The sequence below is a fragment of the Micromonospora sp. NPDC005220 genome, assembly GCF_040607895.1.
Classification (GTDB): domain Bacteria; phylum Actinomycetota; class Actinomycetes; order Mycobacteriales; family Micromonosporaceae; genus Micromonospora.
In genome coordinates this window covers 61,486-75,863 of sequence record NZ_JBEXHP010000015.1, presented here as the reverse complement: position 1 = coordinate 75,863, position 14,378 = coordinate 61,486, and the positions used below count along the sequence as shown (strand labels likewise).

14 protein-coding genes are annotated in these 14,378 nt (G+C 72.2%); 10 read left to right on the top strand and 4 right to left on the bottom strand.

Annotated elements, in window-relative coordinates; genetic code table 11:
- Window positions 1-3: 3 nt before the first annotated feature.
- The 5 genes from ABZU52_RS10035 to ABZU52_RS10015 all read left to right on the top strand — a co-directional run bounded on the left by ABZU52_RS10035 (window position 4) and on the right by ABZU52_RS10015 (window position 5,699).
- The gene (locus tag ABZU52_RS10035; protein ID WP_354970693.1) at window positions 4-1,110 is read left to right on the top strand and encodes a sugar-binding protein; all 1,107 of its coding nucleotides are present in this window, start codon (window positions 4-6) and stop codon (window positions 1,108-1,110) included.
- A 112-nt stretch (window positions 1,111-1,222) separates the two neighbouring features.
- Window positions 1,223-2,485: an ROK family transcriptional regulator gene (locus tag ABZU52_RS10030; RefSeq protein WP_354970692.1), complete on the top strand. Its 1,263-nt coding sequence runs from the start codon at window positions 1,223-1,225 to the stop codon at window positions 2,483-2,485.
- A gap of 233 nt (window positions 2,486-2,718) precedes the next feature.
- Complete coding sequence (locus ABZU52_RS10025) at window positions 2,719-3,690, top strand: ATP-binding cassette domain-containing protein (RefSeq protein ID WP_354970691.1); 972 nt, start codon at window positions 2,719-2,721, stop codon at window positions 3,688-3,690.
- Entirely contained in the window at window positions 3,687-4,517 is an 831-nt protein-coding gene (locus ABZU52_RS10020; protein WP_354970690.1) for an ABC transporter permease, read from the top strand. Before ABZU52_RS10025 ends, ABZU52_RS10020 begins: the two co-directional genes overlap by 4 nt.
- 93 nt (window positions 4,518-4,610) lie before the next feature.
- Window positions 4,611-5,699, top strand: coding sequence for a crosslink repair DNA glycosylase YcaQ family protein (locus tag ABZU52_RS10015; protein ID WP_354970689.1), 1,089 nt, complete (start codon window positions 4,611-4,613; stop codon window positions 5,697-5,699).
- Between the two features lie 67 nt (window positions 5,700-5,766).
- On the opposite strand, the gene ABZU52_RS10010 is transcribed toward ABZU52_RS10015, so the two are convergent.
- From ABZU52_RS10010 to ABZU52_RS10000, 3 genes are all read right to left on the bottom strand, one after another.
- Window positions 5,767-6,756 carry a transporter gene (locus ABZU52_RS10010; protein WP_354970688.1) on the bottom strand — a complete coding sequence of 330 codons (990 nt, stop codon included), beginning with the start codon at window positions 6,754-6,756 and terminating at the stop codon, window positions 5,767-5,769.
- Window positions 6,753-7,643, bottom strand: a complete 891-nt coding sequence (locus ABZU52_RS10005; protein WP_354970687.1) for an ABC transporter ATP-binding protein — start codon at window positions 7,641-7,643, stop codon at window positions 6,753-6,755. Before ABZU52_RS10005 ends, ABZU52_RS10010 begins: the two co-directional genes overlap by 4 nt.
- 85 nt (window positions 7,644-7,728) lie before the next feature.
- A complete protein-coding gene (locus ABZU52_RS10000) occupies window positions 7,729-8,136 on the bottom strand; it encodes a GntR family transcriptional regulator (protein ID WP_030335957.1) in 408 nt (135 codons plus the stop codon).
- A 255-nt stretch (window positions 8,137-8,391) separates the two neighbouring features.
- Between ABZU52_RS10000 and ABZU52_RS09995 the strand changes: the two genes are divergently transcribed.
- On the top strand, window positions 8,392-9,636 hold the full coding sequence (locus ABZU52_RS09995; RefSeq protein WP_354970686.1) for an Nramp family divalent metal transporter: 1,245 nt from the start codon (window positions 8,392-8,394) through the stop codon (window positions 9,634-9,636).
- 137 nt (window positions 9,637-9,773) lie between these two features.
- On the opposite strand, the gene ABZU52_RS09990 is transcribed toward ABZU52_RS09995, so the two are convergent.
- Complete coding sequence (locus tag ABZU52_RS09990) at window positions 9,774-10,046, bottom strand: hypothetical protein (protein WP_354970685.1); 273 nt, start codon at window positions 10,044-10,046, stop codon at window positions 9,774-9,776.
- Window positions 10,047-10,246: 200 nt separating this feature from the next.
- On the opposite strand from ABZU52_RS09990, the gene ABZU52_RS09985 reads away from it, so the two are divergent.
- From ABZU52_RS09985 to ABZU52_RS09970, 4 genes are all read left to right on the top strand, one after another.
- The gene (locus tag ABZU52_RS09985) at window positions 10,247-11,434 is read left to right on the top strand and encodes a hypothetical protein (RefSeq protein ID WP_354970684.1); all 1,188 of its coding nucleotides are present in this window, start codon (window positions 10,247-10,249) and stop codon (window positions 11,432-11,434) included.
- A 29-nt stretch (window positions 11,435-11,463) separates the two neighbouring features.
- Window positions 11,464-12,513 (top strand): nitronate monooxygenase, encoded by a 1,050-nt coding sequence (locus ABZU52_RS09980; protein WP_354970683.1) that lies wholly within the window; start codon window positions 11,464-11,466, stop codon window positions 12,511-12,513.
- Between the two features lie 68 nt (window positions 12,514-12,581).
- On the top strand, window positions 12,582-13,676 hold the full coding sequence (locus ABZU52_RS09975; RefSeq protein WP_354970682.1) for an SRPBCC domain-containing protein: 1,095 nt from the start codon (window positions 12,582-12,584) through the stop codon (window positions 13,674-13,676).
- Between the two features lie 13 nt (window positions 13,677-13,689).
- A complete protein-coding gene (locus ABZU52_RS09970; RefSeq protein WP_354970681.1) occupies window positions 13,690-14,325 on the top strand; it encodes a hypothetical protein in 636 nt (211 codons plus the stop codon).
- Window positions 14,326-14,378 lie beyond the last annotated feature (53 nt).

The window sequence follows — 14,378 nt, the reverse complement described above, 5'->3', positions numbered from 1 at the left end:
ACCATGCGTAAATTCTTCGGCACGTCGGTGGTGGCCATCAGCGCCGCCGCCATGCTGGCCCTCGCCGGCTGCGGCTCCGGCCGCGACGGCGACTCCGACAGCGGCTCCGGCGGCGACGCCAAGGGCTTCGCGGCGAACTCCCTGATCGGTGTCGCCCTGCCGGCCAAGACCTCGGAGAACTGGGTCCTCGCCGGTGACCTCTTCACCAACGGCCTCAAGGAGGCCGGCTTCCAGGGTCAGGTGCAGTACGCCGGCGCGTCGACCACGGTCGCCGACCAGCAGAACCAGATCACCGCGATGGTCACCCAGGGTGCCAAGGTCATCGTGATCGGCGCGACCGACGCCGCGCAGCTGTCGACCCAGGTCGCCGCGGCCCACCAGGCCGGCGTGAAGGTCATCGCCTACGACCGGCTTATCACCAACACGCCGGACCTCGACTACTACGTCGCGTTCGACAACTTCAAGGTCGGCCAGCTCCAGGGCCAGGCCCTGCTGGACGGCATGAAGGCCAAGAAGCCGAACGGCCCGTACAACATCGAGCTGTTCTCCGGCTCGCCGGACGACAACAACGCCGGTGTCTTCTTCAACGGCGCGATGAGCGTGCTCAAGCCGGAGATCGACAAGGGCAACGTCGTCGTCGCCTCGGGTCAGAAGGACGTCAAGCAGACCGCCATCCAGGGCTGGAAGGCCGAGGGTGCGCAGGCCCGCATGGACCAGCTGCTGACCTCGACCTACGGCAGCAAGGAGCTGGACGGCGTCCTCTCCCCGAACGACACGCTGGCCCGCGCCATCCTGACCTCGGTCAAGGGTGCTGGCAAGCCGACCCCGATCGTCACCGGTCAGGACTCCGAGGTTGAGTCGGTCAAGTCGATCGTCGCTGGCGAGCAGTACATGACGATCAACAAGGACACCCGCAACCTGGTGAAGGAGACCATCAACATGGTCAAGGCTCTCCAGGCCGGTAACGCCCCGCAGGTGAACGACACCAAGTCCTACAACAACGGCAGCAAGGTCGTCGACACGTTCCTGCTCCCGCCGGTCGCCGTCACCAAGGCGAACGCGGCTGAGGCGTACGCCAACGACCCGAAGCTCGCGCCGCTCACCAAGTAATCACCGCACGGTAGGTAGTAACGCCGATGGGTCCCGGGTCTCCTCTACCGGGACCCATCGTCGTCCCTGCACCCCCACACCAACCTGCACCGACCCGGAAGGAGGTCTGACCGTGGCGACACCAGTACGGTCCAGGCCAGCCGGCGTCGGCCGCAACACCGAATCCCCGCTTTCGTCGGTCCCCGGCGCCAGCCAGGAGGAGATCCGGCGGCAGAACCTCGGCGCTGTGCTGCGCTACGTCCACCTGCATGGACCGACGTCCCGCGCCGAGCTGACCAGCCGGCTCGGCCTCAACCGAAGCACCATCGGCGCCCTCGCCGCCGACCTGGTCACCAGTGGCCTGGTCACCGAGGAGGCGCCGACCACCACCCGCCGCGCCGGCCGCCCCTCACTGGTGGTCAGTCCCCGCTCCGACCGGGTCTACGCCCACGCGTTGAGCATCGACGCGGACCGGCTGCATGCCGCCCGGGTCGGCCTCGGCGGGCAGATCCTCGATCTGCGGGAGATCCCTCGACCCAGCGGCATGTCCGCGATCGACGCCGTCGGGCCCCTCGCCGATCTGGTCCGTGACATGGAGCGCTCGGTGGCCGGCGACGCGCTGCTGGTCGGCGGCGCCGCCGCGGTCACCGACACCACCCGCGACCCGGACGGCAGGATCCAGATCGCCAGCATCGACGAGACGCTCGCCGCCGCGCTGGAGGCGGAGCTCAGCGCCGGCCCCGGTTTCGTGGCCGGTGACCTGGCCGACATCGCCGGCCTGGCCGAGCACGCCCGGGGCGTCGCGGTCGGCATCGACGACGTCATCTACCTGCATGGCGACCTGGGCATCAGCGCGGGCATCATCGTCGGTGGCCGACTGGTGATCGGCCACCGGGGGCACAGCGGCAAGGTCGGCCACATGGTCGTCAACCCCAACGGCCTGCCCTGCGGCTGCGGTTCACGCGGCTGCTGGGAGACCGAGATCTCGGAAGCCGCGCTGTTGCGCCACGCGGGCCGTGACCCGAGCGACCGCGCGGCGGTGGCCGAGGTGCTGCGCGCGGCGCGGGACGGCGACCCGACCGCCCGCGCGGCGGTCGAGCAGGTGGCGGACTGGCTGGGCTTCGGTGTGGCGAACCTGGTCAACGTGGTCAACCCGGACGCCGTGGTGTTCGGTGGCTCGCTGCGCGACATCTTCACCGCCGGGGCGGACGTGGTCCGGGACCGGTTGGACACCATGCCCCTGCCCGCCTCCCGCGAACACCTGCGGCTGCGCGCGGCGGCACTCGGTCGCGATGCCGTCCTGATCGGTGCCGCCGAGTTGGCATTCGACAAACTCCTCGCCGATCCGCTGAACGTCGGGGTGGCGGGCCAGATCGGGCCCGCCGAGTCCCGATAGCCGCGACCCGTCCGCCGGCCGATTCCGGTTCGGGTGATGTGTGGCTCAACGTGCGCCGCGCCGCCGGGTCGACCTGAGCCCGGATCGGCCCGGCCTCGGGCGGTGCCCGCCCGGCGAACCGCCGCCCCTCCAACGAGATCCCCAGGTCGCCGAAGCTCGTCGATCGCTCCCTCCCGTACTCACTACCGTATGTTGTACGGTAACGACCGACATCAGTTCACGAGGGGAGCGTTGTGGCGACGAGCAGTGACGCGATAGTGGCCGAAGGGCTGCGTAAGAGGTATCGGGACCGAGCCGCGTTGGACGGCTTCGACCTGCGGGTACGGCAGGGGACGGTGTGCGGCCTGCTCGGGCCGAACGGCGCCGGCAAGACCACCTCGGTGCGGATCCTGTCCACCCTTCTCCGGCTCGACGAGGGTCGTGCCGAGGTGGCCGGGTTCGACGTGACCCGCCAGCCCGACCAGGTGCGTCTCCGCATCGGGCTGGTGGGGCAGCATCCCGCGCTGGACGAGGCGCTCAGCGGTCGACAGAACCTGGTGATCTTCGGCAGGCTGTTCCACCTGGGGCGCCGTCGTGCTCGCCAACGGGCGGTCGAGCTGCTACAACGCTTCGGTCTCGCCGACGCCGCCGAACAGCCGGTCAGCACGTACTCGGGGGGCATGCGCCGACGGCTCGACCTGGCCGCCGGCATGATCCTGGCCCCTGCCGTCCTCTTCCTCGACGAGCCGACCACCGGGCTGGACCCGCGCGGTCGCAACGAGGTGTGGGAGTCGGTCCGGGAGTTGGTGCGCACCGGCACCACCGTGCTGCTCACCACCCAACACCTGGATGAGGCCGACCAGCTCGCTGACCGGATCTCGGTGGTCGAGGCCGGCCGGGTGATCGCCGAGGGGAGCCCGGACGACCTCAAGACCCGCCTCGGTGGCGAGCGGATCGAGGTGATCATCGCGAACCCGGCCGATCTCGCGACCGCTGCCGAGCGGATGCGTCGGGTGGTCGACGACGAACCCACCGTCGACCCGGACCGTCGACTGGTGAGCGTCCGGGTCGGGCACCGGGCCGGCGCGCTCGTCGAGGTCCTGCGGGCGCTGGACGCCGGGAACGTGCCGGTGGCCGACGTCGCCCTGCGCCGGCCGACCCTGGACGACGTGTTCCTGCACCTCACCGGGCACCGGACGCGGGCCGCCGAGGAGGTGGCGGTGTGAGCAGCCCGCACACACTGACGCCGCCGGTGGACCTGACGCCCGACCGGCCCGCCCTGCTGAACGACAGCGGCGTTCTGATCGGGCGTGGACTGGCCCGGTGGCGTCGTGATCCCGGTGCGCTGATCGCCTCGCTCGGCTTCAACATCCTGATCGTGCTGATGTTCGCCTATTTGTTCGGCGGCGCGTTGCAGGTGCCCGGCGGCGGCAGCTACCGGGAGTTCCTGATGCCCGGCATGTTCGTGATGACCATGGTGTTCGGCATCAGCCTGACGACGATCGCCGTTGCCGAGGATCTGGAGCGCGGGCTGACCGACCGGATCCGGTCGATGCCTGTCTCGCCGCTGGCGCCATTGGTGGCCCGCGCCGTGGCCGACATGCTGTTCGCCCTGGTCACGCTGGCGGTCCTGCTGCTGACTGGGCTCGCCATCGGCTGGCGGGCGCACGGCGGGGTCGATGCCACCCTGGCGGCGGTGGGGTTGATCCTGCTGCTGCGGTTCGCCCTGATCTGGGTCGGCATATTTCTCGGGCTGGTCACCCGTGGGCAGACGGCCGTGGTCGCCGTGCAGACGTTGGAGTTTCCGCTCGGCTTCCTCTCCAACGCGTTCGTCGCACCGTCCACCATGCCCGCCTGGCTCGGCGCGGTGGCCGAGTGGAACCCGCTGTCCGCTACCGTCGGCGCGACCCGCGAACTGTTCGGCAACCCCGGATGGGGTGGTGAATCCTGGGCGGCGCAGCACTATCCGTGGTTGGCGGTGGCCTGGCCGATCGTGCTGGTCGTCGTCTTCCTGCCACTCTCGGTCGCCCGGTACCGCCGGCTGGGCCGCTGACTCGTCGCGCGTCCGGTTGCGCCCCCGGTGGCCCGGCTACCGGGGGCGCTGCCGCTCAGCGTCATGTCGGTGGTCGCGGTTAGGGTCGGCGGCGTGAACGTGCACCGACTCGATCGGGCCCAGGCACGGCGCGTCGCCATCCGGGCCCAACTGCTGGCCGCTCCGCGACCGACCGACCTGCTGACGATGGTCCGCCAGTTGACCCTGGTGCAGATCGACCCGACCGCGGCCATCGCGCCCAGCGCCGACCTCGTCTGCTGGAGCCGGCTCGGCTCGTCGTACCAGCCAGCGCAGCTGCGCGAGGCCCTCGAACGGGACCGGACGCTCTTCGAGCACCAGGCGATGGTGCGACCGATGGACGATCTGGGGCTCTTCCTCGCGGCCATGGCGGTGTCGCCCGGCCACGGGCGCCACCGCGAGTGGCTGCGCGCCAACGACTCGTTCCGGCGGGACGTGCTCGACCTGCTCGGCCGGTCCGGTCCGCTGCTCTCCCGCGACATCCCGGACACCAGCGCCGTGCCCTGGCCGTCGTCAGGCTGGACCAACAACCGCAACGTCACCCAGCTGCTGGAGCTCCTCGTCCTGCGCGGCGAGGTTGCGATCGCCGGCCGCCAGGGCCGACAGCGGCTCTGGGACGTGGCAGAGCGGGTCTACCCGGCCGACGTGCCCGTCATCGAGCTGGAGCAGGCGCGCCGGCTGCGCAACGAGCGACGACTGCGGGCGCTGGGCATCGCTCGGGAGAAGGCGGTGGTCGTGCCCGGCGAGCCGGCCGAGGTCGGTGACGCCGGCGAGCCAGCGGTGATCGAGGGCGTCGCGGGGGAGTGGCGGGTGGACCCAGCCGCGCTCGGGCAGCCCTTCACCGGGCGTACCGCGCTGTTGTCGCCGTTCGACCGGCTGGTGCACGACCGGGTCCGCCTCGCGGACCTCTTCGAGTACGAGTACGTGCTGGAGATGTACAAGCCCAAGGCGAGTCGACGGTGGGGCTACTTCGCGTTGCCGATCCTGCACGGCGATCGCCTGGTCGGAAAGGTGGACGCCACGGCCGAGCGCCGGCGCGGCACGCTCACCGTGCACGCCATCCACGAGGACGTGCGCTTCACCCGGGAGGTGACCCGGGCCGTGCACGAGGAGCTGCACGACCTGGCGTCCTGGCTCAAGCTGACCGTCGAGGGCGTGCGCTGACGGGTGATCGTCGGGGCCCCCGCGCCCCGACGAGCACCCGTCGCCTGCCCACGCTCCGGCGTCGCTCCTACGCGATCCGGCGGATCCGGCGCACCGCGAGGTAGAGCAGGAGCACGGCGAGGGCGACGAAGATGCCCGTCTCGATGCCCTGGAACAGCCAGAACCGGTCCGCCGGGTGGTACAGCTGCCAGTTGTACGCACCCGGTTCGAGGCCCAACTCGGCCCCGCAGGCCCGACCGTCCGGCCCCTTTCCGCCCGGCGGGCACTGGATCCGGGTGTCCTCCGCGATCATCGTCCCGTCCGGGTTCCGGACGCCCTGGGTGAGGATCCAGTCTCCCCGGCTGATCTCCGGTGGCCCTTCCCTCTCGATGGGGAAGGTCTGGGTGCGGGCCGGCTGGTAGTGCGGTCGGGCCAGGATCTCCACCGCCGCCCGTACGCCGATGAACCCGGCGAGCGTGATGCCCATGGCGGGCAGCATCCGCTTCCACACGGTGCCAGCGAAGATGCCCAGTGCGACGGCGAAGAGGGTGTAGCCGATCGGCGCGATGCCTTGCAGGTCGAAGACGATCATGCCGAGCCGGCCCTGGTACGCGGCCTGGCTGAGCGGCTCGACCCACCACGACATGCCCAGCCCGTAGATTGCCGCGAGGATCACGACGGCCGCGCCCACCAGCCCGAACTTCACCAGCGCCCACCGGTTGCGGCCGACACCCTGGGTCCAGACGAAGCGGTGGGTGCCCTGCTCCACCTCGCGGGCGACCAGCGGGGCGCCCCAGAACAGGCCGACCAGCACCGGCAGGGTGATCAGCAGTACGGCCACCAGATTCAAGCCGCTGTACTGGTTGCCGAAGCGGCGGAAGCCCGCATCGCAGGTCTCGCGGGTCGTTACCGCCACGTCGGCGCGGGCGAGCTGGCTGACGCAGTCCGCCAGCCCGAGGTCGCTGAAGGTGCTCCGCATCGACAGGCCGATCGGCACCAGCAGCGCGGCCAGCGCCGCGAACGCCAACAGGGTGAAGAGCGCCTGCCTGCGATGTTGCCGCCAGGTCAACCAGATCATGCTGCCACCCCCCACTCGCTGTGACTGGTCTGCGTGGTGCCGTCGGCCAGGTAGGCCAGCACGACGTCCTCCAGGCTCACCTCGCGGACCGTCCACGCCGGATCGGTGACCGGCCCGTCGGTGCGGACCAGCAGCGTGGACTGCCGGTCGGTGTGGCTGGCCCGGACCACGGCGGCGACGCCCCCGATGACGCCGCCGTCGTGGCGCGGCCCGACGAGCTGCCGGTGCTCGGCGACCAGGTCGTCGACCGCGCCGGTGAGCTGCACCCGGGAGGCGTTGAGCACGATCAGGTAGTCGCAGACGCGTTCCAGGTCGGCCAGCAGGTGCGAGGAGAGCAGGACGCTGGTGCCCGACTCGGCGACGCTGCCCATCAACGACTGGAGGAACTCCCGTCGAGCCAGGGGATCGAGGCTGGCGACCGGTTCGTCGAGCAGCAGCAGCCGGGGCTGCTTGGCCAGGGCCAGGGCGAGCGCGACCTGGGCCCGCTGACCACCGGAAAGCTTGCCGACCGGCTTGTCCGGCGGTATGCCGAGCTGGGCCAGCCGCTGGCGGGCCAACGTCGTGTCCCACCGCTTGTTCAGCTTGCCGCCGGCGATGACCAACTCGGACGCCGTGAAGTCCCGGTACAGCGGGGTGTCCTGGGCGACGAAGCCGATGTCGGCCAGGCCCTCCGTGTCGCCGTACGGGGACCGGCCGAACACCCGGACCGTGCCCGCGTCGGGCTTGAGCAGCCCGACGGCCAGGTGCAACAGCGTGCTCTTGCCCGCGCCGTTAGGGCCAACCAGTGCGGCGATCCGGCCGGCCGGCAGATGCAGCGAGCAGTCCCGCAACGCCCAGGTGCTGCCGTACCGCTTACCGATCCGGTCTGTTTCCAGGACCATGTCCATCCGTTGTCCTCTCGTTCCGCTCACGCAACCGCTTCGCGGTCGCGCGAGTGCTTGCGGTGCCTGCTGATTCGTTCGCTCTGCTCGCTCACGCGGGCTCCTTCTGCGGGGCGTCGTCGGCGAGGGTGGCGCGCAGCGTCGTCTCCACCAGGGCGATGACGTCCTCGGCCGTGAGACCGGCCGCCTGCGCCCGGTGCAGCCAGGCGACCAGGTCGTCGCGCAGCTCGGCCTGGTTGGGCAGGGACGCACCGGCCAGGGTGCGCTGGACGAACGTGCCCACCCCGGGTCGGCCGCCGACCAGACCCTCGATCTCCAACTCCCGGTACGCCTTCAGCACCGTGTTCGGGTTGATCGCCAGGGATTGCGCGACGTCCCGGACCTTCGGCAACTGGTCGCCCGGCGTCAGCAGGCCGACCCGCAGCGCCTGTTTCACCTGCTGCACGAGCTGCATGTAGGTGTTCACCTTCGACCGGCTGTCCAGTACGAACTCGATCACTCCCGATGATCCTTCCTGTTGTCCTACGACAGTAGGACTAATAGACAGCTTCATCGGTGACCCACCGGCTGTCAAGACCGGCGCGGCGGGTTCTGTCCGGGCGCGGCGCGTCCCGTCCGGCGCGCCGGTGCTCGTCGCGTCCTGCCCGACCCACCGGGCCGACCCTGGTGGCACCGGCGGGCCAGCGGTTGGCACCGACGGGCCAGCCCGAGGGGAACGGACCGGCAGCGATCCGCCTGCACGGGGAGGTGTTCGATGGTCACCGACGAACTGACGACGTCGACGGCGACTCCACTTCAGGCCGCTCGCGCCCGGGGCCGCGTACGCGGGCGGCTGATCCTGCTCGGCCCGGCGTTCGTCGCCGCCGTCGCCTACGTCGACCCCGGCAACTTCGCCACCAACTCCGCCGCCGGTGCCCGCTACGGCTACCTACTGGTCTGGGTCGTGGTGGTGGCCAACCTGATGGCGATGCTGGTGCAGACGCTCACCGCGAAGCTGGGCCTGGCCACCGGGCGTAGCCTGCCCGAGCTGTGCCGGGAGCGCCTACCCCGGCCGGTGAACCGGATGATGTGGGTGCAGGCCGAGTTGGTCGCCATGGCCACCGACCTGGCCGAGGTGATCGGTGGCGCGGTCGCCCTGTACCTGCTCTTCGGCATCCCCCTGCTGCCCGGCGGGATCATCATCGGCACTGCCGCTTTCGCCGTGCTCGCGCTGCGCTCGCGCGGCTATCGCGCCTTCGAGGTCGCCATCGCCGTCCTGCTCGGGGTGATCGTGCTGGCTTTCGCCGCCAACCTGCTCGCCGCCGGCTCCGATCCCGGCTCGGCCATGGCCGGTCTGGTACCGCGCCTACAGGGCACCGACAGCGTGCTGCTGGCCGCCGGCATCCTCGGCGCGACAGTCATGCCGCACGTCATCTACGTGCACTCCGCGCTCACCCGCGACCGCATTCCCGCCGCCGACGACACCGAGCGCCGAATCCTGTTCCGCGGCCAGCGCACCGACGTCCTGCTCGCCCTCAGCGCGGCCGGCGCGGTCAACCTGGCCATGTTGCTGATCGCCGCCGCCAGCTTCCGGGGCGGCGGCGCGGGTGGCGCGGACAGCCTGGAGGGGGTGCACGCCGGGCTCGGCCAGACCATCGGGACCGCCGCCGCGTTCGGGTTCGCCGTCGCCCTACTGGTCTCGGGGCTCGCCTCCACGAGCGTCGGCACCTACGCCGGAGAGGTGATCATGCAGGGCTTCCTGCGGCGGCTGGTCACCCTGCTGCCCGCGTTGGCCGTGCTCGCCATCGGCCTCGACCCGACCCGGGCGCTCGTGCTGTCCCAGGTCATCCTGAGCTTCGGTATCCCGTTCGCGCTGATCCCGGTGGTCGCCTTCACCCGCCGCCGCGACCTGATGGGCAACCTGGTCAACCACCCCCTCACCACCGCCGCCGCGGCTCTGGTGGCCGTGCTGGTGGCCGCGCTCAACGGGTTCCTCCTCTGGCAGGTCGCCGCCGGCTGAGCCGGCCGAGCGCGCTGAGCCGGCTGGCTGCCGGGGTTCGGACATCCCCCCACGAGCCTGATGCCTGTGAGTCATATTGATGACTCACAGGCATCACCCGAGATGGGGACCGTGTCCGGCCGGTGGGGCGGGTGCGGTCAGGTGCGACGGCCCTCGTCGCGGGCCGGGATTTCCTGGCGCTGTTCGAGGGCATCCGCCGGGTCGGCCTCGGCCGGCAGCGTCGTGACCTCCTCCAGCGTCCCCGCCGGAATCGCGCCCTGCTCGGCCAGATCTGCCTCGTCCGCCTCCGGGTCCACGTCACCCGACATTCGGTCCGGCGGCCCGACATCGAACGCGTCCTGCCGCTGCTCAAGGGCGTCCGCCTCCGGAGGAGGGATCGGGTCGCCCTGTTCATCCCGGTACGTGCTCATTCGGAACCTCCCGCCGGTGGGTGTCGACATGCCGCCGGGCCGCTGCCTACCCGCCACCGCCGCACTCAGGCCGCCCACAACGGTCACGATCTGCCCAGTCTCCGGGAACGCCAGGATGGGCATGATGAGCGCCGCCGGTGGCCGCGATCGGCCAGGATGGGCGGGTGGCCGGGGCGCGGCCGCGACGAGGAGGGTGGGCGATGCGGGTACGCGGACGGTTGACGTGGGGGCGGCGTGCTCGTGCGGGGGCGGTGCTGACCGCCCTGCTCGTCGGCGCGATACCGCCGGCCGTCCTGCTGGTGTCGGATGCTGCCACCGCGGCTTCCTTCAGGGCCGGCGCTGCCACGGCCGGCGCTGCCACGGCCGGCGCTGCCACGGCCGGCGCTGCCACGGCCGGTTCGGCGGCCGGGACGGCGGTCTGCCAGGTGCGCGACGACCGGCTCGCCGAGATCTCCGGGATGGTGGCCACCGACGACGGGTACGTGGTGATCAACGACGGGGCCGACGACGAGGCCCGCCGCCGGATCTTCTTTCTCGATCAGCGCTGCGCGGTGGTGCGAACCGTCTCCTTCCCGTCCCGACCCCGCGACACCGAGGACCTGGCCATCGGTCGGGACGGCACCATCTGGGTCGCCGACATCGGCGACAACGACCGCTCCCGAACGACGGTCGGTGTGTGGCGGCTCGCGCCGGGGGCGAAGCGGCCGGTGCTGCACCGGATGACCTACCCGGACCGTCCGCACGACGCCGAGGCGCTGCTGCTCGACGCGGCCGGTCGGCCGCTGATCGTCACCAAGGGCGGCGGCGGCACCGTCTACCTGTACGCGCCGACCACCGCGCTGAAGGCGGGCGCGACGACACCGCTGGCCGCGCTCGGCCAGGTGACAGTGCCCATCACCACGACCAGCAACCCGTTCTCGTTCCTCGGGCGCGGGGTGATCACCGGCGCGGCGAGCGCACCGGACGGACGGCGGGTGGCGCTGCGCAGCTACGCGGACGCCTTCGAGTACGACGTGCCCGACGGCGACGTGGTCCGGGCGTTGACCACCGGCACCCCGCGGATCACCCCGTTGCCGGACGAGCCCCAGGGCGAGTCGATCACCTACAGCCGCGACGGCCGGTCGCTGCTCACCGTCTCCGAATCCGCCGGTCAGGCGGCCGGCACCCGCCCGACGATCCTGCGCTACCCGGCCACCGCCACCACGGCCACCGCCGCGCCCCCGACGGAGGGCGCCGCTGCGGTGTCGCCCACCGCCGTCCGTCCGATCGCCGAGGACACCGTCGGGCTGGGCGGCCGGGCCTGGCCGCTGATGGCCGGAGCCGGGACACTGCTGGTCCTGATCGGGCTGGCCGGGTTCCTCTGGTGGAGGCACACCGCGCGCCAATGAGCGGACCGGGCCTGCGGCAGGATGAGGAGATGTCCGTCCTGTCCACGTTGCGCCAGCCGATCATTGCCGCCCCGATGGCTGGTGGCCCGTCCACGCCCGCGCTCGCGGCCGCCGTGTCCGCGGCGGGTGGGCTGGGCTTCCTCGCCGCCGGGATGATCGACACCGGCCGGCTGGTCGCCGACGTCGCCGAGGTCCGCGCGCGTACCGCTCGGCCGTTCGGTGTCAACGTCTTCCTGCCCGACCCCGGCGCCGTCGACGAGGCCGCCATCCAGGCGTACGCCGAACGGCTCGCACCGCAGGCCGCGCGGCGCGGGGTGGGCCTGGGCGAGCCGGTGGGCGGCGACGACGCGTACCCGGAGAAGCTGGCCGCGCTGCTCGCGGACCCGGTCCCGGTGGTGTCCTTCGTGTTCGGGCTGCCCGACCGGGCGGCGGTGACCGCCCTGCGCGAGCGGGGCACCGAGGTGTGGGCCACCGTCACCCGCCCGGATGCCGCGACCGCCGCCGCTGACCTGGGTGTGGACGCGGTGGTGGTGCAGGGCACCGAGGCCGGTGGGCATCGCGGTGGCCTGCCGGACGACGACGACTACGGGCTGCTGCCGCTGCTCCGGCTGACCGCCGCCCGCTGTGACCTGCCACTGGTGGCCGCGGGCGGCCTCGTCGACGGCCCCGGGGTGGCCGCCGCGCTGGCTGCCGGCGCCGCCGCCGCGCAACTCGGCACGGCCTTCCTGCGCTGCCCGGAGGCGGGCAGCTCGCCGATGCACCGGGCGGCGGTGGCCAGTGCCACGCCGACCGCGTTGACCCGGGCGTACACCGGTAAGCGGGCCCGGGGCGTGGCCAACGACTTCCTGTGCCAGCACGACGCGGCGGCACCGCGCGGTTACCCCCAGGTGCTGCACCTGACCCGTCCGCTGCTCGCCGCCGCCCGGCGGGACGCGGACGCGTCGGTGGCCAACCTGTGGGCCGGGCAGGCGCACCCGCTGGCCCGGGACCTGCCGGCGGCGCAGCTGGTGGCCGGGGTGAGCGCCGACGCCCGAGCCGCGCTGGCCACAGTGGTCGAGCGGTCCCGCCGCTGGGGCTGATCAGCACGCCGGCCACCGGCTCGGGCGGGCGGGACAGGGCGTGGCGGGCAACCCGTTAGAGTCTCGCCGTGATTGAGATCGGTGCGCAGGTCGACCTGTCCCACCCGCCCGAGCGGGTCTGGCGCGCACTGACCGACCGGGAGTTGCTCGGCCGGTGGTTCGCCGAGGCCGAGACGGTCGAGGGCGTACCGGACCGGATGCTGTTGCGCACGGCGGACCTGCCCGGCTTCGAGGCCAACGTCGAGGTCGAGGTGACCGAGCGGCAGAAGCCGGACCTCCTCGTGCTGGCCTGCGACGAGGCCGGCCGGCTCAGCGAGCTGACCTGCGTCGTCACGGCCACGACTCAGGGCTGCCGGCTGGAGCTACGGGAGGTCACCACGCGCGGCGGGTGGTCCGTCGAGCAGCAGAAGCCACGCGAGCAACAGCTCCGGCAGGCGCTGACCGTGCGGCTGCCGGCCATCCTCGACTGGCTCGCCTTCCAGCAGGTCGACCTGCGCCGCGCCGACGGTGGGATGACAGCGGAACTGCCGCTGATCGGCGTCCGCGGCAGGGCCGGCCGCAACCCCCGTCGGCGTCGCACGCTGGTCGCCGTGGTCGCCGGTGCCGTGCTGGTGGCGGGGACGGCGGCATGGGTGACGTTGCCGCCCAACGGGGAGCCGGCCGCCGCACCCGCACCGACAACCACCGCGTCGCCGATCGTGACTGCCGGCGGGACCACCGTCGCGCCCACCGCGACCCCCTCGGCGCGCCCCTCGCTGACCACCGCGTCGGCGACCACCCGCCCGAGCCGGACCCCGTCGGCGAAGCCCTCGCGGACGCCCGGGTCGGCCGTGCCACCACCACCGCCGCCAACGCCCATGGTGGCCCGCTACCAGACCGACTCCAGCCGGCTGTTCGGCTACACCGGCGAAATCGTGGTCGGCAACCCCGGCGCCGCGCCGGTGGCGGACTGGGCCGTGGTGATCACCCTCGCCGAAGGCACCACCGTCGACGACGTCGACGGCGCGAACTGGCGACAGGACGGGCGGTCGATCACCTTCACCGGAGCCGCTCTGGCGGCCGGGGGATCCCAGACGATCAGCTTCGACGCTCGGGACAGCCGGCCGAAGGCCCGGGAACCGGAGAGCTGCACGATCGGCGGGCAACCCTGCGCGGGCCTCTGACTAGGCTGCCGTCATGGCACTGCTGCACAAGGCGACCCTGCGCCCCACCAAGCTGGACCTGCTGGCGACCTGGCTGCCCGACCGACAGTGGTTCTCCGGACCGACCGGCGTCGAGGTGGTGAGCCGAGGCGCCTACCGCTTCGACGACCCGGCCGGCGAGGTCGGCATCGAGACGATGCTGGTCGGTGCCGCCGACGGGCCGGTCCATCATGTTCCGCTCACCTACCGCGCCGCGCCCCTCGACGGTGCGGACGCCTGGCTGGTCGGCACCACCGAACACTCGGTGCTCGGCCGACGCTGGGTGTACGACGGCTGCGCCGACCCGGTGTACGCCGCCGCGCTCGCCCACGCCATCCTCACCGGCAGCGGCCAGGCGGAGCAGTACTTCGAGGTCGACGGTCGACGTGAGGTGCGTGAGCCGACGGTGACGGTAGTGGTCGACGGCGCTGTCGACGCCGACGTACCAGCGGTCGGGAACGTGCGACGGGTGGTCGACGAGGACCACACGGTCATCGACACCGACACCGTCGAACTGGTCATCGTGCGGCGGCCGGGCACCGGGGTCGACGGGTTGGCCGGCGCCACGTTGAAGGGCCGGTGGGACGGTCAGTCGACGACCGTGCCGCTGGCGTACGTCAGGATGCTCTGACCTGGTGGTGGGGGGGGGGGGGGCCGCGCGCGGGGGGCCGCCCCCCCGAACAC

Excerpts from the sequence above, each read along its gene's own strand:
- ABZU52_RS09970 (WP_354970681.1), top strand. The coding sequence starts at position 13,690 with ATGGCACTGCTGCACAAGGCGACCCTGCGCCCCACCAAGCTGGACCTG.
- ABZU52_RS09995 (WP_354970686.1), top strand. The coding sequence starts at position 8,392 with ATGGTCACCGACGAACTGACGACGTCGACGGCGACTCCACTTCAGGCC.
- ABZU52_RS09980 (WP_354970683.1), top strand. The coding sequence starts at position 11,464 with ATGTCCGTCCTGTCCACGTTGCGCCAGCCGATCATTGCCGCCCCGATG.
- ABZU52_RS10005 (WP_354970687.1), bottom strand. The coding sequence starts at position 7,643 with ATGGACATGGTCCTGGAAACAGACCGGATCGGTAAGCGGTACGGCAGC.
- ABZU52_RS10010 (WP_354970688.1), bottom strand. The coding sequence starts at position 6,756 with ATGATCTGGTTGACCTGGCGGCAACATCGCAGGCAGGCGCTCTTCACC.
- ABZU52_RS09990 (WP_354970685.1), bottom strand. The coding sequence starts at position 10,046 with ATGAGCACGTACCGGGATGAACAGGGCGACCCGATCCCTCCTCCGGAG.
- ABZU52_RS10035 (WP_354970693.1), top strand. The coding sequence starts at position 4 with ATGCGTAAATTCTTCGGCACGTCGGTGGTGGCCATCAGCGCCGCCGCC.
- ABZU52_RS09985 (WP_354970684.1), top strand. The coding sequence starts at position 10,247 with ATGCGGGTACGCGGACGGTTGACGTGGGGGCGGCGTGCTCGTGCGGGG.